The organism is Campylobacter hominis ATCC BAA-381 (assembly GCF_000017585.1).
GTDB lineage: Bacteria > Campylobacterota > Campylobacteria > Campylobacterales > Campylobacteraceae > Campylobacter_B > Campylobacter_B hominis.
In genome coordinates this window covers 1480218-1504250 of record NC_009714.1, presented here as the reverse complement: position 1 = coordinate 1504250, position 24033 = coordinate 1480218, and the positions used below count along the sequence as shown (strand labels likewise).

At 31.6% G+C, this 24033-nt stretch carries 24 protein-coding genes and 1 tRNA gene; 13 read left to right on the top strand and 12 right to left on the bottom strand.

Annotated elements, in window-relative coordinates; translation table 11 throughout:
* Nucleotides 1-188 precede the first annotated feature (188 nt).
* Nucleotides 189-764, top strand: a complete 576-nt coding sequence (locus tag CHAB381_RS09045; RefSeq protein WP_012109400.1) for a type II secretion system protein — start codon at nucleotides 189-191, stop codon at nucleotides 762-764.
* 57 nt (nucleotides 765-821) lie between these two features.
* Entirely contained in the window at nucleotides 822-1244 is a 423-nt protein-coding gene (locus CHAB381_RS07305) for a hypothetical protein (protein ID WP_012109399.1), read from the top strand.
* A gap of 114 nt (nucleotides 1245-1358) precedes the next feature.
* Here the strand turns inward: CHAB381_RS07305 and CHAB381_RS07300 are convergent, their stop codons facing one another.
* From CHAB381_RS07300 to CHAB381_RS07290, 3 genes are all read right to left on the bottom strand, one after another.
* Nucleotides 1359-1859, bottom strand: coding sequence for a hypothetical protein (locus CHAB381_RS07300; protein ID WP_012109398.1), 501 nt, complete (start codon nucleotides 1857-1859; stop codon nucleotides 1359-1361).
* 80 nt (nucleotides 1860-1939) lie between these two features.
* Nucleotides 1940-2503 (bottom strand): type II secretion system protein, encoded by a 564-nt coding sequence (locus tag CHAB381_RS09255; RefSeq protein ID WP_012109397.1) that lies wholly within the window; start codon nucleotides 2501-2503, stop codon nucleotides 1940-1942.
* 147 nt (nucleotides 2504-2650) lie between these two features.
* Nucleotides 2651-3907 carry a tyrosine-type recombinase/integrase gene (locus CHAB381_RS07290; protein WP_012109396.1) on the bottom strand — a complete coding sequence of 419 codons (1257 nt, stop codon included), beginning with the start codon at nucleotides 3905-3907 and terminating at the stop codon, nucleotides 2651-2653.
* Nucleotides 3908-4007: 100 nt separating this feature from the next.
* On the opposite strand from CHAB381_RS07290, the gene CHAB381_RS07285 reads away from it, so the two are divergent.
* The 3 genes from CHAB381_RS07285 (at nucleotide 4008) to CHAB381_RS07275 (ending at nucleotide 6806) form a co-directional block, all read left to right on the top strand.
* Nucleotides 4008-4084 (top strand) — tRNA-Met (locus tag CHAB381_RS07285).
* A gap of 331 nt (nucleotides 4085-4415) precedes the next feature.
* Nucleotides 4416-4976 (top strand): type II secretion system protein, encoded by a 561-nt coding sequence (locus CHAB381_RS07280; RefSeq protein WP_012109395.1) that lies wholly within the window; start codon nucleotides 4416-4418, stop codon nucleotides 4974-4976.
* Nucleotides 4977-5333: 357 nt separating this feature from the next.
* Nucleotides 5334-6806: a sulfatase-like hydrolase/transferase gene (locus CHAB381_RS07275; RefSeq protein WP_041570533.1), complete on the top strand. Its 1473-nt coding sequence runs from the start codon at nucleotides 5334-5336 to the stop codon at nucleotides 6804-6806.
* 727 nt (nucleotides 6807-7533) lie between these two features.
* On the opposite strand, the gene CHAB381_RS07270 is transcribed toward CHAB381_RS07275, so the two are convergent.
* From CHAB381_RS07270 to accB, 4 genes are all read right to left on the bottom strand, one after another.
* A complete protein-coding gene (locus CHAB381_RS07270; protein WP_012109392.1) occupies nucleotides 7534-9027 on the bottom strand; it encodes an anaerobic C4-dicarboxylate transporter in 1494 nt (497 codons plus the stop codon).
* A gap of 55 nt (nucleotides 9028-9082) precedes the next feature.
* The gene (locus CHAB381_RS07265) at nucleotides 9083-10492 is read right to left on the bottom strand and encodes an aspartate ammonia-lyase (RefSeq protein WP_012109391.1); all 1410 of its coding nucleotides are present in this window, start codon (nucleotides 10490-10492) and stop codon (nucleotides 9083-9085) included.
* Between the two features lie 271 nt (nucleotides 10493-10763).
* Complete coding sequence (locus tag CHAB381_RS07260) at nucleotides 10764-12098, bottom strand: acetyl-CoA carboxylase biotin carboxylase subunit (RefSeq protein WP_012109390.1); 1335 nt, start codon at nucleotides 12096-12098, stop codon at nucleotides 10764-10766.
* Nucleotides 12098-12538: an acetyl-CoA carboxylase biotin carboxyl carrier protein gene (gene accB / locus CHAB381_RS07255; protein WP_012109389.1), complete on the bottom strand. Its 441-nt coding sequence runs from the start codon at nucleotides 12536-12538 to the stop codon at nucleotides 12098-12100. The genes CHAB381_RS07260 and accB overlap by 1 nt, the downstream gene beginning before the upstream one ends.
* 355 nt (nucleotides 12539-12893) lie before the next feature.
* Between accB and dcd the strand changes: the two genes are divergently transcribed.
* The 8 genes from dcd (at nucleotide 12894) to CHAB381_RS07215 (ending at nucleotide 20831) form a co-directional block, all read left to right on the top strand.
* Nucleotides 12894-13466: a dCTP deaminase gene (gene dcd, locus CHAB381_RS07250; protein ID WP_012109388.1), complete on the top strand. Its 573-nt coding sequence runs from the start codon at nucleotides 12894-12896 to the stop codon at nucleotides 13464-13466.
* The gene (gene topA, locus CHAB381_RS07245) at nucleotides 13463-15532 is read left to right on the top strand and encodes a type I DNA topoisomerase (protein ID WP_012109387.1); all 2070 of its coding nucleotides are present in this window, start codon (nucleotides 13463-13465) and stop codon (nucleotides 15530-15532) included. The genes dcd and topA overlap by 4 nt, the downstream gene beginning before the upstream one ends.
* Nucleotides 15525-16067 carry a metallophosphoesterase gene (locus CHAB381_RS07240; RefSeq protein WP_012109386.1) on the top strand — a complete coding sequence of 181 codons (543 nt, stop codon included), beginning with the start codon at nucleotides 15525-15527 and terminating at the stop codon, nucleotides 16065-16067. The genes topA and CHAB381_RS07240 overlap by 8 nt, the downstream gene beginning before the upstream one ends.
* Nucleotides 16064-17227 (top strand): cation:proton antiporter, encoded by a 1164-nt coding sequence (locus CHAB381_RS07235; protein WP_012109385.1) that lies wholly within the window; start codon nucleotides 16064-16066, stop codon nucleotides 17225-17227. The genes CHAB381_RS07240 and CHAB381_RS07235 overlap by 4 nt, the downstream gene beginning before the upstream one ends.
* Before the next feature lie 65 nt (nucleotides 17228-17292).
* Nucleotides 17293-18600 (top strand): citrate synthase, encoded by a 1308-nt coding sequence (locus CHAB381_RS07230; protein WP_012109384.1) that lies wholly within the window; start codon nucleotides 17293-17295, stop codon nucleotides 18598-18600.
* On the top strand, nucleotides 18600-19385 hold the full coding sequence (locus tag CHAB381_RS07225; RefSeq protein ID WP_049752844.1) for a 3'(2'),5'-bisphosphate nucleotidase CysQ family protein: 786 nt from the start codon (nucleotides 18600-18602) through the stop codon (nucleotides 19383-19385). Before CHAB381_RS07230 ends, CHAB381_RS07225 begins: the two co-directional genes overlap by 1 nt.
* Nucleotides 19386-20171: 786 nt before the next feature.
* Complete coding sequence (locus CHAB381_RS07220; protein ID WP_012109382.1) at nucleotides 20172-20429, top strand: hypothetical protein; 258 nt, start codon at nucleotides 20172-20174, stop codon at nucleotides 20427-20429.
* 51 nt (nucleotides 20430-20480) lie between these two features.
* Complete coding sequence (locus CHAB381_RS07215; protein ID WP_012109381.1) at nucleotides 20481-20831, top strand: hypothetical protein; 351 nt, start codon at nucleotides 20481-20483, stop codon at nucleotides 20829-20831.
* 66 nt (nucleotides 20832-20897) lie between these two features.
* Here CHAB381_RS07215 and CHAB381_RS08775 read toward each other — a convergent pair whose 3' ends face one another.
* The 5 genes from CHAB381_RS08775 to CHAB381_RS07195 all read right to left on the bottom strand — a co-directional run bounded on the left by CHAB381_RS08775 (nucleotide 20898) and on the right by CHAB381_RS07195 (nucleotide 23928).
* Nucleotides 20898-21062 carry a helix-turn-helix domain-containing protein gene (locus CHAB381_RS08775; protein WP_143297193.1) on the bottom strand — a complete coding sequence of 55 codons (165 nt, stop codon included), beginning with the start codon at nucleotides 21060-21062 and terminating at the stop codon, nucleotides 20898-20900.
* Nucleotides 21063-21200: 138 nt separating this feature from the next.
* On the bottom strand, nucleotides 21201-21431 hold the full coding sequence (locus CHAB381_RS07210) for a sulfurtransferase TusA family protein (RefSeq protein ID WP_012109379.1): 231 nt from the start codon (nucleotides 21429-21431) through the stop codon (nucleotides 21201-21203).
* A 46-nt stretch (nucleotides 21432-21477) separates the two neighbouring features.
* Complete coding sequence (locus tag CHAB381_RS07205; protein ID WP_041570532.1) at nucleotides 21478-23307, bottom strand: heavy metal translocating P-type ATPase; 1830 nt, start codon at nucleotides 23305-23307, stop codon at nucleotides 21478-21480.
* A 1-nt stretch (nucleotide 23308) separates the two neighbouring features.
* Entirely contained in the window at nucleotides 23309-23524 is a 216-nt protein-coding gene (locus CHAB381_RS07200) for a heavy-metal-associated domain-containing protein (protein ID WP_083755264.1), read from the bottom strand.
* A 26-nt stretch (nucleotides 23525-23550) separates the two neighbouring features.
* The gene (locus tag CHAB381_RS07195; RefSeq protein ID WP_012109378.1) at nucleotides 23551-23928 is read right to left on the bottom strand and encodes an ArsR/SmtB family transcription factor; all 378 of its coding nucleotides are present in this window, start codon (nucleotides 23926-23928) and stop codon (nucleotides 23551-23553) included.
* Between the last annotated feature and the right edge of the window lie 105 nt (nucleotides 23929-24033).

Sequence of the window (24033 nt, the reverse complement as noted above, 5' to 3'; positions counted from 1 at the left end):
TAAAATTTCCCTAAGATTTTTAATCAAACTTTTTTAACCTTTCAGCCCTAAATCTATTTCTCTGTTTTTAAAAACAATGTATGTAATCAGGGTCAAAAAGTATTGTATAAAAAACAATTTTAAGATTTGTTTTTTATGGAGGTAATCATACAAGTATGTAAAGTGAAATAAATTTTAAGGAGAAAACCATGAAAAAAGGTTTTACAATGATCGAGTTGATCTTCGTTATCGTTATTTTAGGTATCTTGGCAGCTATCGCCATTCCAAGACTAGCAGCAACTAGAGATGATGCTGAAGTAAGTAAAGCAGCTACAAATATGGCTACTTTGATTCAAGATTTAGGAGGATATTATACTTCTCAAGGTCAATTTGCAAGCACATTGGAAGGTATGACAAATGTTGCCATTAAAGACTTTAAAGGTGATATTTCGAAAGCTGGCGCAGAAGGAATAGGTTATTTACCAGTTGCAGGTGAAAATTGTTTTAAAGTAACAATCACCACAAAAAAAGCACAACCGGAGGATGGTAAATCAAATATTGATTATCTAAAATTTGAGAAAGAGTCGGGTGTAAAAAAGAATGCATGCAAAGTATCTCAAAATGATGCACAAATAGTAAAAATGCTTACAGCTAAATTTGACGCACCTGTATATAAATGCGCAACAAGCGGCACTCCTGCAGTAACAACTTGCGAAATAGACAGTAGTAAAGCTCCAGAAACAATCAGTGGTTATCCATTGACAGGTTTGAGTGTAGTTAAATAATCTTTAATTATATTTCAGTGTAGCCCCCGTTTTTCAGGGGGCTTTTTTATTTTCAGTATGAATTATTTTGTATCAAAAGTAAATAACGACGATTTTGATGATAAAAAATATTGGCACTACATAAAAAGAAAAAATACAAAAAACGATAAAACAGCAAAAGGCGATATAGTGTTTTGCTATGATATAAAAAATAAAAATTTTGCATATGCCGTAGAATTTATAGGAGAAAGCAAAAAATCAGATAGAGATGATTTTTGCTTTATGAGAAAAATAAAAAAATTAAAGCTTACTTTTAATAAAAAATCAAAAAACAATCTTTACACTTTATTTAACAAAATCGTTAAAACTAAAAGCGGTAAAGAAAAAATATTTTTTGACATTTTTAAATATTGGCAAGATATTACGATTTTAAGCGAAACAAAAAAATATAAACAGGAAAAATCTGAATTATCTGAAATTTTATTGTCATCAATAGAATAAAAATATTAAATTTTATAAATATCTGTATGTTTAAAAAATCATCATTCGCTTTTAAGGTTATTTTTAGTATGGAATTTTATTTTGTAAATTTAAGACATTTAAGCGTAAAAATTTTTAAATAGTTTCTATGATATCCAAATCATCAATTTTGATAGTTGTGTTTATTTTCTTATTTTTTTCTATAAAATTTTGCAGTTTTTCGTCAGCTTCGGTAAATTTCATTTTTCTTATAAACTTGATAAGGTGTAAAAATCCTATATCGCTTGCAATTTGTGGAATTTCACCATTTTGAACATTTATAGCTTTATCGGAAATAATTTGGCAGATATAAATTTCGTTATCATATTTTTGTGTTAGTGGAATTACTACAATGTCATTTTTCTTTATCTCATAAACAAAATTTATTATATTATTTTCAGTTACACAGTTATAATTCCAATCCGGACATTCTTTATCAAGCGCTTCTTTTATGCTTTGTAGTTTATCGTTTGGATTATAAATAAAACTTCTAGCCATATCGCTATAGCCTGTAGCTAACAGATTTAATTTTAAAATATTAAAACAATTTGTTTCATTGTTTTGACCTGGATTAATTTTATGTAGCCAAAATTTCATTTTTATTTTCCTCCTAAAATATCTTGTTAAATTTAAAAAGGCTCACTCAAGTGAGTGAGCCTAAAGTTTATCAAGTAAAATTAATCTGAATAAACTACATTGCTTCCGCCAACAGGATATGAACCTTTTGGTAGTTTAAGAGCTTTGCCAGCATCATCTTTACCGTATACAGGCTCAGCCTCAAGCATTTTTTTAACTGAAGGCATAGCTGCCAATTGATCACATAGTGGATCTGCACCTGATGCTTTAGATACAAATACAAACGCAGGAGTTCCCTTTTTAGTTACTTTATTAGTAGTAGCATCAACAGTATCGGCTACTGAAGCAACTGCTGCGATATTTATACAATTCTTGTTTTTCAATTGCAAACTAGCTGAAGCTTTAGGTGTATAATCTGTTATTGTTACTGTTACACCCTCTGTCTTTAAAGATACATTTGTCATATCAGGTATTGCATCCCCGAAATCTGTTTTTGATGTATAGTAAGCAGTCAAATCACTTACTGCAGTACTTAAATTTGTAGCTGCCTTTGAAAGCTCTGCATCATCTCTGGTAGCTGCTAGTCTTGGAATGGCGATAGCTGCCAAGATACCTAAAATAACGATAACGAAGATCAACTCGATCATTGTAAAACCTTTTTTCATGGTTTTCTCCTTAAGATTTATTTCACTTTACATACTATTTATGTAAAATTTATAAAATTCTATAAGTTAAAAGCCGTAAAAAAGCAATTTTCTGGCTATAAAATTTACGTAAAATGCGTTCATTCGGATACATAAAAATTCACAAATTCAAAAATTAAGCGCTTTGTTTAATTTCTGTAAATTTTTTGCCGAAACTATACTGTGCGCATAAACTTTTTCAAGCATATTTAAATTGCTGTGTCCTAAAATTTCAGCTACAAAAGTCGGATTGACATCATTTTCTATAAGCAGACTGGCAAAAGTATGGCGGAAAGTATGAAAAGTGTATTTTTTAAGCCCAAGATGTTTCAAAAGCGCGTCGAATTCGTATCTCAAAGCAAAATAGTCTTTAGTAAAAAGCGGCTTTTTGTCGAAATCGTATTTTTCGGTTAAACAGTAAAAATCTCCGTCAAAATGGGAAACATAAAAATCATCGTTATTTTTAAAATCAAAAATTTTGTTATCGAAATTTATTTTGTTATCGCCTGAAACACTTGCATTATCGTGTTTTGAACGGAATTTTTCATCACAATATTTTTTAAAAATGGAAGATTTGTCAAATTTCAGAAACAAAGCTAAATTTTTAGCCAACGGAATTATGCGGTTTTTACCGTTTTTTGGAGTAGTAAGTCCAAATCTCGTCTGATTTTTGTTTATGATTATTTTATGGTTTTTAAAATCGAAGTCATCGGCGCAAAGTCCCAAAATTTCGCCACTCCTGGTCCCGTAAAAAATGCGATTTCCAAAATTTTTTAGCTCGCCGCCCGCGTTGTCAAAAATTTTTACAACATCATCAAGTGTCAAAATTTCTTTTTTTTCTCGCACGATTTTAGGAAAAATTACAAAATTTACAGGATTTTTTGTGATTATATCATTTTTAAGCGCTTCGTTAAAAGCTTGTTTGATATAACAAAATATCGTTTTTATCGAGCTTGCAGCAAGATTTTTTTGCATTTGAGTTACAATCTCCTGAAGTTCATAAATTTTATAATCGGCGATTTTTTTATCATTTATAAAATCAAAAAATCTGTTTATTGCATTTTCGGCTGTTTTTATTGTGGAAATTTTTCTATTTTGACTGATTTTATCAAATACAATAGTGCAAAAATCTCCCAAAGTATGCGGATTTCTGATAATTTTATGCGTTTTTATGTCAAATTTTTTAATGTTTTTGGCGCCGCTATACAAAATCTTTTTTGTCTTGATTTTTCTTTCGCAACGAATTTTTTCAAAAATCGGCAGCAAAACGTCATTCACAAATTTTAAATTTTTCTCACAAACATCCATTTTAAGCGATTTTTCTATCGTTTTCGAATTTGATGTAAATCGCATATAAATTTTATTCGCCTTACAGACTATTTTCATTTTTTATCCTTTTTTTAAAATAAGTCGGAATTCTACTGAAAATTTATGAAATTAAAACAAATTTTAAGAAATTTTTTAGTAAAATCTACATTTTATTTTTGCCAAGGTAGCTCAGCTGGTTAGAGCGCTGGTCTCATAAGCCGGAGGTCGGGAGTTCAAGTCTCCCCTTTGGTACCATTTCGAAACAGAACTTGCAGCAAATAAGATAATTTTTATCAAATATCGAAATTGCCATATAAAATTTCAGACAACTCACTTGAATTTTTAAAATTTACTTAATATCAACTTAAAACAAAACCAAAAAAGCATAAAATTTTTTCATCGAAAAATACAATTCTATGAAATCAAAGTTCGCAAAAGCTTATAAAATGGCATTTATAAAAAATATTTCTGAATTTGTAGAAATTTTATGCGATAAAACATCACAATTTCCTAAAAATTTGATATAATTACATCAACATTTTACATAAATAGTATGTAAAGTGAAATAAATTTTAAGGAGAAAACCATGAGAAAAGGTTTTACAATGATCGAGTTGATCTTCGTTATCGTTATTTTAGGTATTTTGGCAGCTATCGCCATTCCAAGACTAGCTGCAACTAGAGATGATGCTGAAGTTAGTAAAGCAGCTACAAATCTTACTACACTTATGAGTGATGTAGGTGCATATTATACTTCGCAAGCTAAATTTGCAGGAAGTTTTGCAAAAATGTCAAATGTTCAATTGAAAAATGTAACAAACGGTACAGTTGACAGTAAAGGCAAACTAACTGGAAATGTTGTCGGTAATATAGCGGCAGCCGGCAAAGAGTGCATTAAAGTTTCATTGACAGATTATAATGCAGCTACAAATAAACCTGCATTTTTAAAAGTAGAAGCCGGTGCTGATTCATCAGCAGCTATTTGTGAAAAAGTCCTAAAAACTCCTAGCATAGTTAAAGTTATAAAAGGTAAATTCGGATATTCAGCATTAAAAACAGCTGCTACATCTTCAAAAGATGCTGTATATGAAGATGCAGAGTCAGGTGTAGGCGAAGTTGCTATCAGCGGTGTAGGCGTTGTATTTTAGTCTTTGATTGAAGTTAAATGCTTTTTTAGGCTCACTCACTTGAGTGAGCCTTTTTAAATTTTATAAAATTTAAACATTAAACAATCAATAAAATATTTGCCGAAATATCTGAATAATAGAAAAATTTTAAGACAATAATTTTTATTTTCAGTCTGATATATACAGTTTGTTTTAAAATTTTAGAAATGTTAAATTTTTTATTGTTTATGGTAAAATGCCAAAAATTTAAACAAATGCAATAAAAATAAACAGCGGATAATTTTTGAAAAATTTAAATATTGCAGGAATTTGTATTGACAAATAAATATATTTTAGAATTTTTTATTGTATATTCGTATTTAAAAAGGTTATCTTTCGATGTCTGATTTGCTTTCCATATCGTTATTCGTTTTTTCTTTACTGTATTTGAAATTCGTCGGTAAAAGACGATATTTGCTAGTTGCGATATTTTTTATATTTATATATCTGCTCTTTTTTGCAACTGATTTTATTTTTAATAAATATACGGGGAAATCGCTTGATATATGGACTTTGAATATCATCATAGTAAGCATAACGGGCGCACCGCTTCTAACATTTACGAATAATATAATTTTAATCTGTTTGCTTATATTTGCAATAATTTTAATATGTGCAATAATCTGTAAGCGGATAAAACTTCAAAAATCACGCAAATTTCTGTTTTTTGTGTTTATTTTTGTTTGCGCTTTTGTTACGAATCCTACATCTATAGCGCTTTTTAAAATTTATAAATATTATTTTTATGTGCCTGTCGGAAAATATAAAGAAATTATTTATCAGTTCGTAAAAATTCCCGAACCTAAAGTCGCAAGCAATAGCAAAAATATCGTCTATATTTATTTGGAAGGGCTTAGCAGAAATTTTACGGTTAATGAAAAATTTCCAAATCTTATGCCAAACATCAGAAATTTAAATCACAAGATAGAATGGACAAATATAGATCCATACAGCACGGCTATAACTATAGAAGGACTTTTCGGTTCACAATGCGCATTTCCTCTTAATTTTTTCAGTAAATTTGAAACAGAAAGAGAGGCGATGAAAACTCAAAAAATAATTTGTGCTACCGAAATACTTAAAAATCAAGGCTATTATACATATTTTATGAAAGGTTTTGATTTAAATTTTCAAAATACAGCCAGCTTTTTACAATCACGCAAATATGATGAGATGATCGGAAAAGATGAACTTTTGAAGCGCGGAGCGAAAAATACGAGCGAATGGGGAGTTTACGATGATGAAATGTTTGATTTCGCGTGGCAGGATTTTATAAGACTTAATGAAAGCGGCAAAAAATTTGCGCAAGTTGTTTTGACAAACTCCACTCATACACCTGACGGTTTTTTACCGCCAAAATGTGCCGATATAAGCTATGAAATCGATTCGGCTATGTTAAAATCCGTAAAATGCACGGATAAACTTTTAGGCGAGTTTATTTCCAAAATACGAGCGTCAAAGTATTCTAAAAATACAATTATCGTAGTGCAAAACGATCATCTTATGCCATATCTGTTTGTAAGCGATATTGACAAATTTAAAGATAAACTTGAAAATCCTCAGTCAAAAATGCTTTTTATGATACTTGATGATGATATTGCACAAAATCAATATATAAGTATCGCCGGAAGTAGTTTTGATACATGGACTACGCTTTTAGGATATATGGGAATTTTAGACGAAATGAATTTCGGACGAAATCTTTTTAGAATGCCTACTGTTTTGCAGGATACTCCTTCCGAACTTTTAAGGTATACGATGAGAATTTTGGATAAAATTTCATATGACGAGATAGAAAAATATAAAAATTGAATTTCTTATTTTTAAATTTATATGCAAACATTTTTAAGTAAAACTGTTTTTATGTGATTGAATATCTTATACATCAAATATGTGAAAAGATTATAAATAACAGGTTGTTCTGTTCAGCATGCATTTTATATAAAAATTGTTATCATAAATTTCGGTTTATATTACTATCGAATTTCTTTAATATTATTTTATATTTTGCCGTAAAAAGCGTAATCGGATAATTTCTATCTTCAAATTTCACATTTCATAACCTTGCTTATATAAATTTTGCCATATTATCAAACATCATCTTATAGCAAAGAATTCATAACTTTAATATCTCATCTATAAATAATGTTTTAAACTATTGTGTGAACTTGATTTTGATTAAGAGCGGTGAAAAAAATGACCTTAAAATTTAACTATTTTTTTATAAATAATAAAATTTTGTTCAAGTTTTTTAGATAGTGACAAAACAGATGAAATTTTTTTGCAGCGTATATCCTTTTTAAAAATAAAAGATTATAGTAAGTTAAAATAAAATTTAATTTTGAAGAATATTTTTTGATTAAGCAGTTTTATAATATACAGGCAGATATGTTAAATTTATGAAAATATATAGAATTTATATGAAATAACGGATATACGATTAAATATAATTATTTGAAATATATAAAAAGAGATAAATAAAATGAAATTTTTATCGTGTAATAATAAAAAAGCGCGGTGAAAAATCACCGCGCAAATTTTATAGCATCATAGGAGCTAATACAAATCCGAATGTAACGGAAAACGCAATAGCCAAAACGCCAGGAATAAAGAATGGGTGGTTGAATACGTATTTTCCGATTCTTGTAGTTCCTGTATCATCCATTTGAACCGCACCAAGCAAAGTAGGATAGGTAGGAAGCACGAAAAGTGCTGAAACAGCAGCGAATGAAGCAACCAGAATATAAGCATCACCGTTATTTGTAGCACTTAGCCCAAGAGCAACTATAACTGTCGGAATCAAAGCTTTTGCAGTTGCAGCTTGTGAATATAGAAGCATACTTGCAAAGAAAAGTGCAACAGATAGGAGCGCCGGATATTGTTTAACCAGATTTCCTGCAAAATCTTTAATCTCTTGCGTGTGATTTGATACGAACGTATCACCAAGCCACGCAACGCCAAGAACACATATACAAGCAGTCATACCGCTTTTAAATGTACTTTGAACAGGGATTTTATCAACATCAATTTTACAAATCATAACTATCAATGCGCCGATAATTAGCATAAAGCTCATAATAGCGCCATCTCTTGCTAGAGTAAGAGATTTTTTAGGTTTGCTTTTATCCTCTACATATTTTACGCCTGTGTCTTTATCTGTAGATATTTTTATGTTAGGATTTGCCGCTATTATTTCATCAAATTTAGCTGCATCTTTGCTTTGATATACTTTTTCATATCCTGTAACATAGCTTGGTTTTACAAGCGCCACATTTTTACTTATAGCTGTTGCATAAAATACTACCGCTATAATTCCGATGAAGAATATCAAAACTGAAGTTTTAGCACCTTTTGGAAGTTCTTTATATTTTCCTTCTTTTTGCGGCTCAGCAACCAAACCTTTTGCAAGTCTGTCTTTATAAACAGGATCGCTGTCAAGTTTTAGATTCCAAAACAAATTCATAATCAAAGCTGTAATCATACAACCTAAAAATGTTGTAGGTATCCAAATAGCAAGCAAAATAGGATAAGAAATTCCAAGTCCGCCAAGAGCCATATCGCCTGCCATAAAGATAACGGCCGCAGAAACAGGGCTCGCTGTGATTGCTATTTGAGATGAAACAACAGCAATTGAAAGCGGAACAGACGGTTTTATATTTTGACCTTTTGCAACTTCTGCAATAACCGGAATCATAGAAAATGCAGTGTGACCTGTACCTGCAAAAATTGTTAAAAGATAAGTAACGGTAGGAGCTAGAAAGTTTACATATTTAGGATTTTTCCTTAAAAGTTTTTCCGCCAATTGAACCAAATAATCAAGTCCGCCCGCAACTTGCATAGCAGCAATAGCAGAGATAACTGAAGCAATAATCAAAATAACATCCCACGGAATGCTACCCGCTTTTAAGCCAAGCATTGTCAAAATTACAACGCCAAGACCACCGGCATAGCCTATAGCCATACCACCAAGTTTAACACCTAAGAAAATAGCTCCAAGAAGAACTATAATTTCTAAAATAAGCATAAAATCCATACTGACCTTCCTTGTATTAAGGCACAAAATTATTTGTGCCTTTTATTTTTTTAATTTATTTTCCTGTATGAGACATATGAGGATTTAACATACTCTTAGGATCCAAGAGTTTATCAACTTCCTCTTTTGTCAATAATCCGCGTTCAATAGCGATTTCACCTACAGATTTACCTGTATTTAGCGCTTCTTTTGCGATACTTGCAGAATTTTCATAACCTATAACAGGGTTAAATGCGGTTACGATTCCAACTGAGTTAAGAACTGCTTTTAAGCAAGCTTCCGGTTTTGCTTTGATATCTTTTATAGCTTTGTTTGCAAGTGTAATGTAGGCATTTTCCAAAATGACTAAAGAGTTGAAAAGTGCATATGCAATTCCTGGTTCAAACGCGTTAAGTTCAAACTCGCCTCTTTCAGAGCAAAGCATAATTGTTACATCGTTACCGATTACTTCGTAGCAAGCTTCGCCAACAACTTCAGCAATAACAGGATTTACTTTTCCAGGCATTATTGAGCTTCCAGGTTGCATTTTTGGAAGATCGATTTCACCTAAACCGCATCTTGGACCTGAGTTCATAAGTCTTAAATCGTTTGCTATTTTTGATAGTCTAACGGCGGCGGTTTTTAGCGCTCCACTTACTTGAACAAAATCTGCTGTATCTTGTGTGGCAGCTATAAAATCAGGTGCTGCTTTAAATTCTGTTCCTGTAATCTCACTTAGTTTTTTCTCAACGACGAATTTATAATCAGGATGGCAGTTGATACCTGTTCCGATTGCTGTTGCACCCATATTTAAGTATGTCATTAACTCTCTTGCGTTTTTAACTGCTGCAATATCTGATTTTATATAACTTGCAAAAGCATTAAATGAATTTCCAAGTGTTGTAGGAACAGCATCTTCAAGCTCTGTTCTACCCATTTTAATCATATCTTTATATTCTTTCGCTTTTGCTTCAAGCTCTTTTTTCAAAACTTCCATAGCTTTCAAAAGATCTGTCATTTTTGCATAAGTCGCTACTTTAATTGAGCTAGGATATGTATCGTTCGTGCTTTGACCTAAATTCGTATTATCATTTGGATGAAGATATTTGTATTCGCCTTTTTTGTGTCCCATCATTTCAAGCGCAACATTTGTTATAACTTCATTTGCATTCATATTTGTGCTGGTTCCGGCGCCGCCTTGAACCATATCAACTACAAATTGATCAAGAAATTCTCCAGCTATTACTCTGTCTGCTGCTTTTGCTATCGCATCAGCTTTTTTAGCTTCCAAAACACCTACTTCTTTATTTGCCAAAGCAGCCGCTTTTTTAATTTGAGCAAAAGCTTTTACGAAAAAAGGATAATCTTTAATTCTTCTTCCTGTCATATGGAAGTTTTCAAGTGCTCTAAAAGTTTGAACTCCATAATATACATCATCTGAAATCTCTAATTCACCGATAAAATCGTGTTCTTTTCTTGTTGCCATATATGGCCTCCTTAAAAAAATTTTTGTTTATGAAATTTAAGCATAATTCTGTTTAAGATAAAATTAAAATTTTATTAAGGTTTATTGAAAAAAGCACATTAAAATTTAATAATGTTAACTATTTATCAAATTTTATATAAAATTGTTAAGTGTGAAGTTGTCATATATTTTGATTTATATATTAAAAATATTTTAAAATATAAGTTTAATTTTAAAATTTCAAGAATTTTAAAAAAGCCGCGATTTTTTTCGCGGCTAAAAATAATGAATTTTAGTGTTTTGCTAGATAATTTGTATCGTAATTATTGTTTAAGAAATCAACATTATTCATCATTTGTAAATGAAAATCGCGTGTTGTTTTGATTCCGCCTACTATAAGTTCATCAAGCGCTACTTTCATTTTGGAAATCGCTCTATCACGGTTATTATCATAAACTACCAGTTTTCCGATCATACTATCGTAAAATGGCGGAACATTGTATCCTTGATAGATGTGGCTTTCCATTCTTACGTTTCTTCCAGCAGGTGCCACATATTTTGTGATTTTGCCAGGGCTTGGAACGAAGCTTTTCGGGTCTTCGGCTGTGATTCTGCACTCTATTGCATGGCCTGAAATTTTGATTTTATTTTGTGGTAAAAGTTCTTTTCCTTCCGCAATTTTAATCATCCATTCAATCAAGTCAAGCCCGCTTACCATTTCGCTTACACAGTGCTCAACTTGAAGTCGCGTATTCATTTCGATAAAATAAAATTTTTTATCTTTTCTATCATATAAAAACTCAAATGTGCCGGCACTGCTATAACCGATCGCTTTTGTCGCTTTTACAGCAACTTCGTGCAGCTCTTCGCGCGTTTTTTCATCAAGTATTACAGCAGGACTTTCTTCGATTAATTTTTGGTGGCGGCGTTGAAGCGAACAGTCACGTTCGCCGATATGAACTACGTTTCCATGTTCGTCGCCTAAAATTTGCACTTCTATATGGCGCGGACTTGTAAAATATTTTTCTATATACATAGTTCCGTCACCAAAAGCTGCTAACGCTTCACTTTCAGCCGACCAAAAATTTTTTTCCAAATCTTCAGGTTTATTTACTACGCGCATTCCGCGTCCGCCACCGCCTGCTGCCGCTTTCAAAATAACCGGATAACCTATTTCTTCGGCCAGTTTTTTGGCTTCATTTACATCTTTTAAAGCGCCATCCGATCCCGGAACTACCGGAACCCCGGCTCTTTTCATAAAAGCTTTTGCTTTGCTTTTATCACTCATTAGCGCCATTGCTGAAGTGCTTGGACCTATAAATTTTAAGCCTTCTTTTTCGCAAATTTCAGCGAAATTCTGATTTTCACTTAAAAAGCCGTATCCTGGGAAAACGGCATCCGCACCGCTGATTTGAGCAGCACTCATTATAGCCGGTATGTTCAGATAGCTATCGCTGCTTCGCGGCGGTCCTATGCAAATACTTGCATCAGCATATTTTACATAAAGCGCATCCTTGTCAGCCGTAGAATGCACAACGATTGCTTCTTTTCCCATTTCTTGAATGGTTCTAAGTGCACGAAGCGCTATTTCGCCGCGATTTGCAATTAAAATTCTTTTTAATTCCATTATAATTTCTCCACTTCAAATAGTGGCATACCAAATTCAACGGGAGATCCGTCACTTACTAGATTTTTCAAAATTCTGCAATCAAACTCGGCTTCAATCTCATTCATGATTTTCATTGCTTCAATGATTGCTATTGTTGTACCTTTAGTGACATTTTGTCCAGGTTTTACAAAAGGCGCCGCTCCTGGACTTGATGCTTGGTAAAATGTGCCAACCATAGGCGAGTTTATCGTATCTTTAAGATTCGGTTGTTCATTATTTACTACGACGTTTATCGGTTGGACTTGAGTTTGCGCGGAAGCTCGCGCTTTTTCATCTTCTTTTTGGGCTTTTCTATGTTTTTCAAGCTCGATTTCAAAATCGTTATCTTTGATTTTTATTTTTGAAATTCCTGATTTATCGAAAAATTCCATAAGCTCTTTTATTTCATCTTGTTTCATTTTTTACTCCAAACTGTTTTTAAATTTCTAATTTTAACAAAAATTTTAAAATCTTTACTTAAATGAAAATTTATTTAAATTTTATTTTAAAATTTTTATTTTTTACCAAAATAGTGCAGTTAAATTCTGAAATTTCGGTGTTCAACCGCATTTATTTTTAAAATTTTACGGGTATATATCTTAAAATTTTAAATTTTATAAAATGGACTTTTTACCGTTTTTTGCACTATTTTATCGTTTTTTATTTGTTATTTTTGATTTTTGTTTAAAATTTTGCTCTATACATTGATACAAACAAAAATTCAGTTTTATAAAGTTATAATTTTGTAAAAAAAATGAAAAAAGGTAAAATTTTATGGGTCTAAAAAGCGATAAATGGATTAGAGAGCAAAGTATAAAAAACGGGATGATAACGCCTTTTTGTGAAGAAAATATGGGCGTCGGAGTTGTAAGTTACGGACTTTCCAGCTATGGATATGATATAAGAGTGGCTGATGAGTTTAAAATTTTTACAAATGTCGGCGGAACTGTAGTCGATCCGAAGAATTTTGATGAGAAAAATATAGTTGATTTTAAAGGCGATGTTTGTATTGTGCCACCAAATTCTTTCGCTTTAGCCAGGACTATCGAATATTTTAAAATGCCGCGCGATGTTTTAGCAATCTGTCTTGGCAAAAGCACTTATGCAAGATGCGGCATTATTGTAAATGTTACGCCTTTTGAGCCCGGATTTGAAGGACATATAACAATTGAAATTTCAAACACTACGCCGCTTCCTGCTAAAATTTATGCAAATGAGGGCATTGCTCAGGTTCTGTTTTTACAAGGTGATGAGATTTGCGAGGTAAGTTATGCGGACAAAAAAGGTAAATATCAAAGACAAAAAGGAATTACATTACCGCGAATTTTAGAAGGGGATAAAAAATGAAAAATTTAGTAGTAGTAGAATCACCGGCAAAGGCAAAAACAATAGGAAAATTTTTAGGTGATAATTATAATGTAATAGCTTCGAAAGGTCATATAAGGGATTTACCTAAAAAAACTTTCGGTATAAAAATAAACGAAAAACATTTTGAGCCGGTTTATGAAATAAGCGAAGATCACGCAAAAATAGTTAGTGAAATAAAAAAATTAGCCAAAAAAGCGGATCAAATATATCTTGCAACCGATGAAGACAGGGAAGGTGAAGCTATCGCATATCATATCGCAACGGCAATCGGCAAAGAACCTGCAAACCTGCCTAGAATTGTTTTTCACGAAATTACAAAAACGGCGATTGAAAACGCTATTAAAAATCCGCGCGCACTTGATACGGCAAGCGTAAATGCGCAACAAGCGCGCCGTCTTTTGGACCGCATTGTAGGCTATAAACTAAGTCCGCTTTTAAGCCAAAAAATTCAAAAAGGGCTTAGTGCAGGAAGAGTTCAAAGTTCCGCTTTAAAGATTGTAGTCGATAGAGAGCGTGAAATAAATGCTTTTAAGCCTGAAAAATTTTATACTGTAAATATGATTTTCAAAAAAGATTTGGAAGCCGAGTTTGTAAAATTTAAAAATAAAAAAATAGAAAAAATGAGTATAAAAACTGCTAAAGAAGCTGATGAAATCGTGCAAATTTTATGCGATGAAAAATTTGAAGTTTCAAAGATCGAAAGTAAAGACAGAAAAACAAATCCGTATCCTCCTTTTATGACTTCTACATTACAACAGAATGCAAGCACTGCACTTGGTTTCAGTCCAAAAAAAACAATGAATCTTGCGCAAAGTCTTTATGAAGGCGTCAATGCGCCAAATGGTGGAGCTATCACATATATGAGAACGGATTCTTTAAATATCGCAAAAGAGGCGATTGTATCCGTAAGAGATATGATAAAAAATGAGTTTGGAAGTGAATATTTGCCAAAAAGCGCGAATTTTTATGCTACAAAATCAAAAGGCGCTCAAGAAGCCCACGAAGCAATCCGTCCGACAGATTTAAAATTTACGCCCGCTATTGCGGCAAAATCTTTACCAAAAGACGAACTTCGTCTTTATACGCTTATTTACAACCGCTTTGTGGCATCTCAAATGAATCCTTGCGTAAGTGAAATTCAAAATGTTTTTGCAAAAAGCGGCAGCTCTTTATTTAAAATTTTAGGCAGAAAAGTAAAATTTGACGGATTTTATAAAATTTACGGAGAGAATGATAAAGATAAAATTTTACCTGATTTTAAAATCGGTGATGAGCTGAAAGTTCAAAATTTAAAATCCGTAGAAAACCAAACGGAGCCGCCGGCAAGATATTCGGAGGCAAGTCTTATTAAAAAGCTTGAGAGTTTAGGAATCGGTCGTCCTTCTACTTACGCGCCTACACTTTCACTTCTTATTTCAAGAAAATATGTAAATACTGAAAAAAAACAGCTCGTTCCGACAGAGATTGCTTTTAAAATCGTAGAGATGCTGGAGCAGAATTTTAATAACATTGTAGATAGCGAATTTACTTCGAAAATGGAAACGAAACTTGATGAAATTGCAGAAAAATCGGCCGATTGGCAAGAAATTTTAGCTGATTTTTATTATCCGTTTATGGAAAAAATCGCAATCGGTAAAAAAAATATAAAGAGTCAAAAAGTAGCCGAACCAATCGGCGAAAAATGCCCTGAATGCGGAGGTGAACTTTTAAAACGAAACGGCAGATTCGGCGAGTTTATAGCTTGCAGTAATTTTCCGAAATGCAGATATTCAAGAAATCTTTCAGGCGAACAAAAAATTAAAAAAGAACCAGCAAAAATCGGTGTAAAATGTCCTGAATGCGGAGGCGAAATCGTAGAAAGAGTTTCAAAGCGCGGAAAATTTTACGGATGTTCTAATTATCCGAAATGTAATTTCATCTCAAATTATAAGCCGACAAATGAAAAATGTCCGGAGTGTGGCGAAATGCTTTTCAAAAAAAGCTTGAAAAAAGGCGATTTTTTATATTGCGCAAAGTGTAAATTTCAAAAGGCGATAGATGATTAAAATCGGCGTTATTTCCGATTCCCATCATAAAAGCGATGTGGCCGGCAGTGCTATAAACTATCTTTTGAATAAAAAGGCGGATTTGATAATTCATGCAGGAGATATTGTGGAAATATCTACGTTGAAAGCCCTTAAAAACAGCAAAATTCCTTATGTAGCGGTATTTGGAAATAACGACAATGCACTAAAAGACTATGCTAAAAGTTTTAAAATTTTTAAAGAGCCGAAAATTTTCAATTTTAAAGGGCTGAAAATTCGGCTTATGCATTATCCTTATTATATAAAAAACGATGCCGATATCGTTATTTACGGTCATACGCACTATTTTGCGGCGTTGAAAAGTGATAGTTCGCTTATATTAAATCCCGGCGAAATTTGCGGTCGTAAAAAGCCGCTTTATGAGTTTGCAATTATTGAAATTTATCACGATATAGGTGCTTTGGGCGATAATTCGGTTTTGAAATTTAATGTGATAAAAGTGCAAAGTAAAATTTTAAAATCTCCAATATGGCAAGAATTTTCGGTTGAAATATGAGTGAAATTTCAATTTTAATGGTTTTGGCCGCAATTATTTTTCTGTCGCCTTATATTGCTAATCTTATAAAATTTCCAATCTCTCCTACAGAGATTATTTTGGGAATTATTTTTGGTGCATTCGGGCTTTTGCCGCAAAATGATCTATTTGAAATTACCGCAAATGTGGGATTTTATTTTTTGATGTTTTTAGCTGGAACCCATGTAAATATCAAAATTTTCATTACAACGGATAGAGAAATTTTAAAAAAATCCATAACATTTTTGGCGATTTTGTATATTTTGTCTTTTGTTTCGGTTTATACGTTTGATTTAAATAAAATTATAGCTATTATTATTCCTACAATGAGCGTAGGGTTGCTTTCTACGCTTTATAAAGAATATGGCAAGGATGAAAAATGGCTGAATACCGCAATGATTGTAGGAGTTATAGGTGAAGTCGTAAGTATCGCTATCATAACGGTTGCAAGTGCATATTTAAAAAGCGGCTTTTCTACCGAACTTTTTACTCATATTTTTGCACTTGCACTGTTTTTAATCGTTTCCACTTTGCTTTTTAAAGGTCTTGATGTGCTTTTTTGGTGGTATCCAAATCTAAAAGCGGTAATAATGCCGACATACGATAAAAATGAAAAAGACATTCGTTTTACAATGGCGATTTTTTGCTTTGTAATTGCAGTGATGATTATGCTTGATCTTGAAATAGTGATAGGGGCTTTTATCGCAGGGACTTTTATACCTACATTTTTCGGATATAAAAAAGATTTGCCGCGTAAATTGGCAAATTTCGGATATGGTTTTATAGTGCCTATATTCTTTGCTTATATCGGTTCTACACTTGATGTGATGGCTATTTGGAAGCCTGGAGTGCTTCCAAATGTGATTATTTTAATCGTTTCCATGCTTTTATTCAGAATTTTAGCCGGTCTTGTTTATTTAAAAGAGCTTGGAAAACGCGGAACTGTTTTATTCGCGTTATCTTTATATATGCCGCTTACTTTGATTATCGCAACCGTTACGGTAGCGTTAAATACAAACAATATTACAAAAGAATTTTACGATTCGTGTATAATTGCCAGCTTGCTTGAAGCTATAATAGCGATGATTTTGATAAAGGTCGTGTTTAACTTAAAAATTTATAAAAATAAAAATATAGTTTAATTTTTATTGCAAAATTTTTTAAATCTTTAGTTAAAATATCGGAAAATTTCCATAAAGGAGCAAAAATGTCAAATACAGTTACTTTAACTGACAACAGAACGGGTAAAAGTTATGAATTTCCGATAATCGACGGCACTCTTGGACCTTCGGCTATAGATATCACGACTTTGTATAGGCAAGTAGGTATGTTTACATACGACAACGGATATACTTCTACGGCTTCCTGTAAATCGGATATCACTTTTATAGACGGAGAAGAAGGAATTTTAAAGCACCGCGGATACAGTATAGAATATCTTGCGGAAAATAAAATTTTCCTTGATGTTGTCTATCTTTTACTGTATAAAAAACTTCCTACAACGCAAGAGCTTATGACTTTTAGAAAAGAGCTTAAAACAAGAAGTTTTATAAATGAAAAAATGTTGAAACTTTTCGACGCTTTTCCTGATCGTGCTCACCCGATGGCAGTTTTGCAAGCCTGTATAGCTACTCTTAGTACTTATTACTCTCGTGAAATGGATTTTAACGATCCGAATGAATCTATGGAACTTGCCATTAGAATAATCGCTAAAATGCCGACTCTTGCTGCTTTTTATTACCGCCATACTATGGGCTATCCGCTTATTTATCCTGATTTGGATCGCGGATTTACGGAAAATTTTCTTTATATGATGAGATCTTTTCCACACTCTTATGTTGATTTGCGTCCGATTGAAGTAAAAGCTCTTGATAGTGTTTTAATGCTTCACGCAGATCACGAGCAAAACGCTTCAACTACGACAGTTAGAACAGTCGGTTCAACTCATTCTCACCCATATGCTTGTATAAGTGCCGGAATCGGTGCTCTTTGGGGTCATGCTCATGGTGGAGCAAATGAAAGTGTCGTAAGACAACTTGAAATGATAGGTTCGGTTGATAATGTCGACAAATATATTAAAAAAGCTAAAGATAAAGATGATCCGTTTCGTTTAATGGGCTTCGGACATAGGGTTTATAAAAATTACGATCCAAGAGCTAAAGTGCTTAAAAAAATGCGCTCAAAACTAATAGACGAGCTTGATATCGATACGAATTTGATAAGAATTGCAAATAGAATTGAAGAAATTGTTTTACAAGACGATTATTTTGTAAGCAGACATCTATATCCTAATGTGGATTTTAATTCAGGACTTATTTTGAAAGCTTTAAATATTCCAACAGATATGTTTGCCGTTATTTTTACAATCGGAAGAACTCCGGGATGGATTTCTCAATGGATGGAAATGCGCGAACACGCTCCAATGAAAATCGTGCGACCTCGTCAAATTTATGTCGGTCCGAAAAGCGGCGAAGAGGATGATAGAAAAACTCAAATCGAATTGAAAGTTAAATGATGAGTGAGCTGCTTAATCTTGCTGTGCGTGCCGCAAAAGCCGCCGGCAAGGAAATTTTAAAAAATTATAACGATTACAAGCTTTATATAAAACCTGATAAATCTCCGCTTACGACTGCCGATTTGGCTGCAAATGATGTGATTTTTAAAATTTTAGAAAAAAGCAAAATTCCTATTTGCTCGGAAGAGAAAATTTTACCTTTCGATGAGCGTAAAAATTGCGAAAATTTTTGGCTCATCGATCCTTTGGACGGAACTCAGGAATTTATTGCTAAAAACGGCGAATTTTGTGTTTGTATCGCTCTTATCGGCAAAGACGGACGCCCGAAGCTTTCGGTTATAATGATTCCGTTTACAGATGAAGTTTTTTATGCGGAACGAGGCGGTAAAATTTATAAAAATGGCAAAATTCTGAAATCTCTTGAATATACTTCGCCGCTTTTTTTGCTCGGGAGACATGGAAATTCCAAAAAAAGAATAAAATTTGCTAAAAATTTCGGTTATGAATATAAGCGAATCGGTTCAGCCATAAAATTTTGTCGTTTGGCTGAAAATGCCGCTGCAAGCTATTTAAGGCTTGGTCCTTCAAGTCTTTGGGATATCGCGGCTGGAGATTTGCTGGTTGAAGCAAGCGGCGGAATTACTATTGATTTAAAAACAAAAAAACCGCCCGTTTATAACGGTGAAAATTTATTAAATAATCCATTTTTGGTGCTTGATCGCAACAGCGTTGATTTTTTGGATGAATATATAAATTTTATAATGACGAATTCTTACCTAAAATAGTTTTTTAAATTCTATTTTACTAAGCAGAATTTTTCTTAAAAAAGCATTATCGTTTTTATATTTTTTAAAATTAAATTGTCAAATTATCAAAAATTCACAGATTTTAATTTTAAAAATACATTAAAAAAAAGTTAAAATTTTTAAACTTATAAATTTTTCAATATCTAATGCGAAAGTATTTAAAAAAAGTAAATATCGCTTTAGATTTTGACGAAGCTATTCTTGTACCGTTAATATAGATTTTACTGCGTATTTAAGTTGCCAAGATTTTATTTTGAAACGGTTAAAATTCACAACTTATTTTGATAGCATTGATTAAATAAAAGAAAGTAAACTTATCAAATTCAAACCGGTTATGGTAAAAGCGGATCTTAACGGAAATTTTGAATTTAGGCCGCTTAAAAAAGGCTTTGGTATTTAAAATCTAAAGTAAAAACAAACTAAAGCAACAATTGTTTTTGAGGTTAAATAAATTTTTAAGATTTAGCCAAAATTTTTGGCTAGGTTTTTAGTAGTTTTCAAATACATTCAAAACTAGGATTTCTGAATAAAATCAAGTCAAAGATTTAGCGCTATAAGCATAAAGTATAAATTTATTTAAAATTGATTATAATGCAACTATATTTAAATTTCAGTAGAATTAGTCTTGTCTAAATTAAAGAAGTTTTAAAATTATTTAAATACTTAAAGGTTAGCGTAAAAAAGATATTAAAGTTAAAATGGTTCAAAAACTATAAATAATGAAGTAATTAATTTTTTAATAAAAGCAGAAAAGGAAAAATAAAAATGATATTTTTATTATATTTAGCATTAGCATTATTTTTTTTAACAATCGGTCTTAATGTTTTAATGGCAGCCTTGCAATTAGCAATGTATATAATAATATATTCACTTTTTGCTATTTTTTTTATAGTTACAGCATTGCCAATAGTTATATATGGAATATTGCTTTATTTTAAAGAGTTAGGAAAATTTACAATAAAACTTATTACATTAAAATTTCTAAAAAATAAAAAAAATGAAATATCTAATATTTCTGAATAATTGACAATTTGTATTGTATAATAAATAAATCAGTATAAAAAAGGATAAAAAATGAATAATACAATGATTTATGATATAATAGGCTACGCAATAATATTATTAATGATAATTGCTTTTTTAATAATATTAAGCTTTACAATTTCTATAATTTTTAACGAATTAAGATATTTTTTTAAAAAGAAAAAAGATAAAAATTACAAAAGAACATTTATAGAAAACTACACAACAAAAAATCAAAGTAAATTTATTAAATTTTATTTAAGTACAAGAATGTCTGGAGGATATGATGAGGATATATCTTATTGGATTATATTTGGAACTATAATGGTATTAAATATAACATTTTTATGGATTCTTTACTATCTAATAAGAACTGGAATACATAATATGTTTTATTTTTAATTGATTTTATCTATAACTTTTAAAAATTTATGATAATTTTTTATAGCTTCTTTTAATTTATTATTTTCAAGTAAGAGATAAAGGCGTAATTTCGTTCGCTTTTGGAACTCTTTCATTTTTAGAATAGCAATATAAGGTATTAACATTAATGTCAAGCATTTCAGATAACTCATCTACACTTAAGTCTAATTCTTCTAATACTATCTTGTATAAAGGTTTTTCATTGCTCATTTTCTAGCTTTAAAATAAAGATAAAGGATTTGATTTATTTTTATTTGATGTTCTTTATATAAAGCTTTTAGCTCATAGTTTAATGATAGTTGGTAAAACTTTTTATAAAAAATTATTAAAATTTAAAATTTTAATAATTTAAAGATGTTTTATAATAAATCTAATTGCCGTTTCATCTTGCTCTACGCTTAAAATTTCAAAACCACGATTTTTAGCATCGTATGGAATCGAATTTATACTTTGCGGGTAGTTGTAAATTAGCTCTAAAACTTTTAACTTTTTTGGATTTAAGGCAACTGGTGACGGAGGGTACGCCGCAGCTTGTAAATCAAGCGTATAAGTTGCCTCGCCACCATAAAAATTACTCATTTAAAAACTTCTAAAAAACTCCATAACTTCAAATAAAGCTAAAATTTTAAAGTTTTTTAGCATAAGAAAAAGTTCTAAAAGAATTTAGTATCGCTAAAATCGTAACTCCAACATCTGCAAATATCGCCATCCAGATATTTGCTAAACCGAAAATCGCTAAAATCATAACTAAAACTTTCACGCCGATTGCAAAGATGATGTTTTGCGAGGCGATACTTATGGTTTTTTTAGCTATTAGCATCGCGGTTTTGATTTTTGAGATATCATTATCCATTATGACTATATCGCTTGCTTCCATGGCTGCATCTGTTCCAAGCATGGAAAATCCAACGTCTGCTCTTGCTAAAACAGGAGCGTCATTTATCCCATCGCCGATATATGCAACTGTGCTATTTTTAGACTTTTTGGCGATGATTTTTTCTAAATTTGTTAGCTTATCAGTTGGTAAAAGCTCAGCAAAAACTTCATCAATACCAAGTTTTTCTTGTATATTTTTAGCAACTTTTGATCTATCGCCTGTTAGCATAGCTGTTTTTATGCCGCTATCTTTAAGCCATTTTATAAGCTTATCCGAGCCATCTCTTAGTTCATCTTCAAATGTTAAATACCCTGCAAATTTACCATCAACTGCCACAAATGATGCAGTTTGGGTAATCTCAGGCAAGTCAAACTCACTTAAAAGCTTTTTATTTCCTATTTTTACATTTTTTCCAAAAATTGTCGCTTTGATGCCAAAACCTGGGATTTCTTCAAGATTTGTTACGGCTTTTTCATCGATTTTTTCATTATAAGCTTTTATGATAGAAAGTCCGATAGGATGGGTGCTGTGAGCTTGTGCGTAAGCTGATAACTTTAAAAGCTCATCTTTATCTATAAAACTCTCATTTACCACATCTTTAAGGACAAAATTTCCTTTTGTTAAAGTTCCAGTTTTATCAAATACAAAGTTTTTAACCTTAGCTAAAACTTGCAAATAATTACTTCCTTTAACCAAAATTCCCTTTTTACTAGCTCCGCCAATTCCTCCAAAAAAGCTAAGTGGAACTGAAACCACCAAAGCACAAGGGCAAGATACTACTAAAAAGATTAGTGCTTTATAAATCCACTCTTTAAAATCCCCCACAAACATCGGCACGACAAATGCGATGATTAGAGCTAAACCAACTACAATAGGGGTGTAAATTTTAGCAAATTTGGTAATGAATTTTTCCTGCGATGATTTTTTAGAAGTCGCATCTTCAACAAGCTCTAAAATTTTGCTAACCGTTGAAGTCTCAAACTCGCTTGTTACTTTTACTTCTAAAAGTCCGTTTATATTTACGCTTCCACTTAATATTTTAGTTCCTTTTTCAACCTCAAGAGGAAGTGATTCGCCTGTTAGAGCTGATGTATCAAGGGTTGAGTTTCCTTTTATGATGATGCCATCAAGTGGGACTTTTTCACCTGGTTTTATGACGATTATATCACCAAGTTTTACATCACTAGGATCAACTTTTTTTGAGCCATCACTTGTTTTTAAATTTGCATAATCAGGTGCGATACTCATGGCTTCTTTTATTGATTTTCTTGAGCGATTTATAGAGTAATCTTCAAACGCTACGCCTATTTTATAAAATAAAATTACCGCTACAGCCTCGATTTGTTCTCCGATGAAAAATGCCCCAATCGAAGCAATTCCCATCAAGAAATTTTCATCTAAAAAGCCACCGTTTATTAAGCTTTTATAAGCTTTTATTAAAATTTCAACTCCAACTACCAAATATGCAAAGATTAAAAATACAGTTTTTAGCTCAGCATTTGAAACCAAAAAAGAGGCTATTACAAATATTACTGAGATTAAAATTTTTTGTATATCTTTTTTTAAAGCTTTATTCATTTTATACCTCTAGTATAGTATCTGGTTCAAGCTTTTTGATGACTTGTTTTATTTTTTCAATGATTTCATCTCTTCTATTTTCATCAAAATCAATTTTCATAGTAGTGGTCAAGAAATTTACACTTACACTATTTACACCATCAATTTTGGCAACATTTGCTTCTATTTGTGCTGCGCAATTTGCACAATCCAAATTTTTTAAATTAAATTTTTTCATAATTTTTCCTTTTTTAAAATTTATTTTTACTCACTGATGTGAGTTAAGCCTTGTTTTAAAATATAGCTAATATGCTCATCTAAAAGTGAGTAATAAACAACTTTTCCATCGCGTCTGTTTTTTACAAATTTGTTTTGTTTCAATACTCGAAGCTGATGAGAAATGCTTGATTGACTCATATTTAAAAGTGTAGCTATATCGCAAACACACATTTGATTTAGGCTTAAAGCCCACAAAATCCTAACTCTTGTACTGTCTCCAAAAATTTTAAAAAAATCAGCCAATTCATTAAGCGAAGTATCATCTGGCATTTTTGTTTTTGTATTTTCAACCACTTCTTTGTGTATAACTACACTTTCGCAAATTTCTTGGCTATCTTCTAAAATTTTTTCTTTTTTGCCCATCGCAATCTCCCATTAATTAATTTCACATATGAACATATGTTCATATGTGAAATTATATAAAAGATTTGCTTAAATTTTTATAAATTTTTTATTGAAAATTTAACA

Excerpts from the sequence above, each read along its gene's own strand:
- CHAB381_RS09045 (WP_012109400.1), top strand. The coding sequence starts at position 189 with ATGAAAAAAGGTTTTACAATGATCGAGTTGATCTTCGTTATCGTTATT.
- CHAB381_RS07305 (WP_012109399.1), top strand. The coding sequence starts at position 822 with ATGAATTATTTTGTATCAAAAGTAAATAACGACGATTTTGATGATAAA.
- CHAB381_RS07300 (WP_012109398.1), bottom strand. The coding sequence starts at position 1,859 with ATGAAATTTTGGCTACATAAAATTAATCCAGGTCAAAACAATGAAACA.
- CHAB381_RS09255 (WP_012109397.1), bottom strand. The coding sequence starts at position 2,503 with ATGAAAAAAGGTTTTACAATGATCGAGTTGATCTTCGTTATCGTTATT.
- CHAB381_RS07290 (WP_012109396.1), bottom strand. The coding sequence starts at position 3,907 with ATGAAAATAGTCTGTAAGGCGAATAAAATTTATATGCGATTTACATCA.
- CHAB381_RS07280 (WP_012109395.1), top strand. The coding sequence starts at position 4,416 with ATGAGAAAAGGTTTTACAATGATCGAGTTGATCTTCGTTATCGTTATT.
- CHAB381_RS07275 (WP_041570533.1), top strand. The coding sequence starts at position 5,334 with ATGTCTGATTTGCTTTCCATATCGTTATTCGTTTTTTCTTTACTGTAT.
- CHAB381_RS07270 (WP_012109392.1), bottom strand. The coding sequence starts at position 9,027 with ATGGATTTTATGCTTATTTTAGAAATTATAGTTCTTCTTGGAGCTATT.
- CHAB381_RS07265 (WP_012109391.1), bottom strand. The coding sequence starts at position 10,492 with ATGGCAACAAGAAAAGAACACGATTTTATCGGTGAATTAGAGATTTCA.
- CHAB381_RS07260 (WP_012109390.1), bottom strand. The coding sequence starts at position 12,098 with ATGGAATTAAAAAGAATTTTAATTGCAAATCGCGGCGAAATAGCGCTT.
- accB (WP_012109389.1), bottom strand. The coding sequence starts at position 12,538 with ATGAAACAAGATGAAATAAAAGAGCTTATGGAATTTTTCGATAAATCA.
- dcd (WP_012109388.1), top strand. The coding sequence starts at position 12,894 with ATGGGTCTAAAAAGCGATAAATGGATTAGAGAGCAAAGTATAAAAAAC.
- topA (WP_012109387.1), top strand. The coding sequence starts at position 13,463 with ATGAAAAATTTAGTAGTAGTAGAATCACCGGCAAAGGCAAAAACAATA.
- CHAB381_RS07240 (WP_012109386.1), top strand. The coding sequence starts at position 15,525 with ATGATTAAAATCGGCGTTATTTCCGATTCCCATCATAAAAGCGATGTG.
- CHAB381_RS07235 (WP_012109385.1), top strand. The coding sequence starts at position 16,064 with ATGAGTGAAATTTCAATTTTAATGGTTTTGGCCGCAATTATTTTTCTG.
- CHAB381_RS07230 (WP_012109384.1), top strand. The coding sequence starts at position 17,293 with ATGTCAAATACAGTTACTTTAACTGACAACAGAACGGGTAAAAGTTAT.
- CHAB381_RS07225 (WP_049752844.1), top strand. The coding sequence starts at position 18,600 with ATGAGTGAGCTGCTTAATCTTGCTGTGCGTGCCGCAAAAGCCGCCGGC.
- CHAB381_RS07220 (WP_012109382.1), top strand. The coding sequence starts at position 20,172 with ATGATATTTTTATTATATTTAGCATTAGCATTATTTTTTTTAACAATC.
- CHAB381_RS07215 (WP_012109381.1), top strand. The coding sequence starts at position 20,481 with ATGAATAATACAATGATTTATGATATAATAGGCTACGCAATAATATTA.
- CHAB381_RS08775 (WP_143297193.1), bottom strand. The coding sequence starts at position 21,062 with ATGAGCAATGAAAAACCTTTATACAAGATAGTATTAGAAGAATTAGAC.
- CHAB381_RS07210 (WP_012109379.1), bottom strand. The coding sequence starts at position 21,431 with ATGAGTAATTTTTATGGTGGCGAGGCAACTTATACGCTTGATTTACAA.
- CHAB381_RS07205 (WP_041570532.1), bottom strand. The coding sequence starts at position 23,307 with ATGAATAAAGCTTTAAAAAAAGATATACAAAAAATTTTAATCTCAGTA.
- CHAB381_RS07200 (WP_083755264.1), bottom strand. The coding sequence starts at position 23,524 with ATGAAAAAATTTAATTTAAAAAATTTGGATTGTGCAAATTGCGCAGCA.
- CHAB381_RS07195 (WP_012109378.1), bottom strand. The coding sequence starts at position 23,928 with ATGGGCAAAAAAGAAAAAATTTTAGAAGATAGCCAAGAAATTTGCGAA.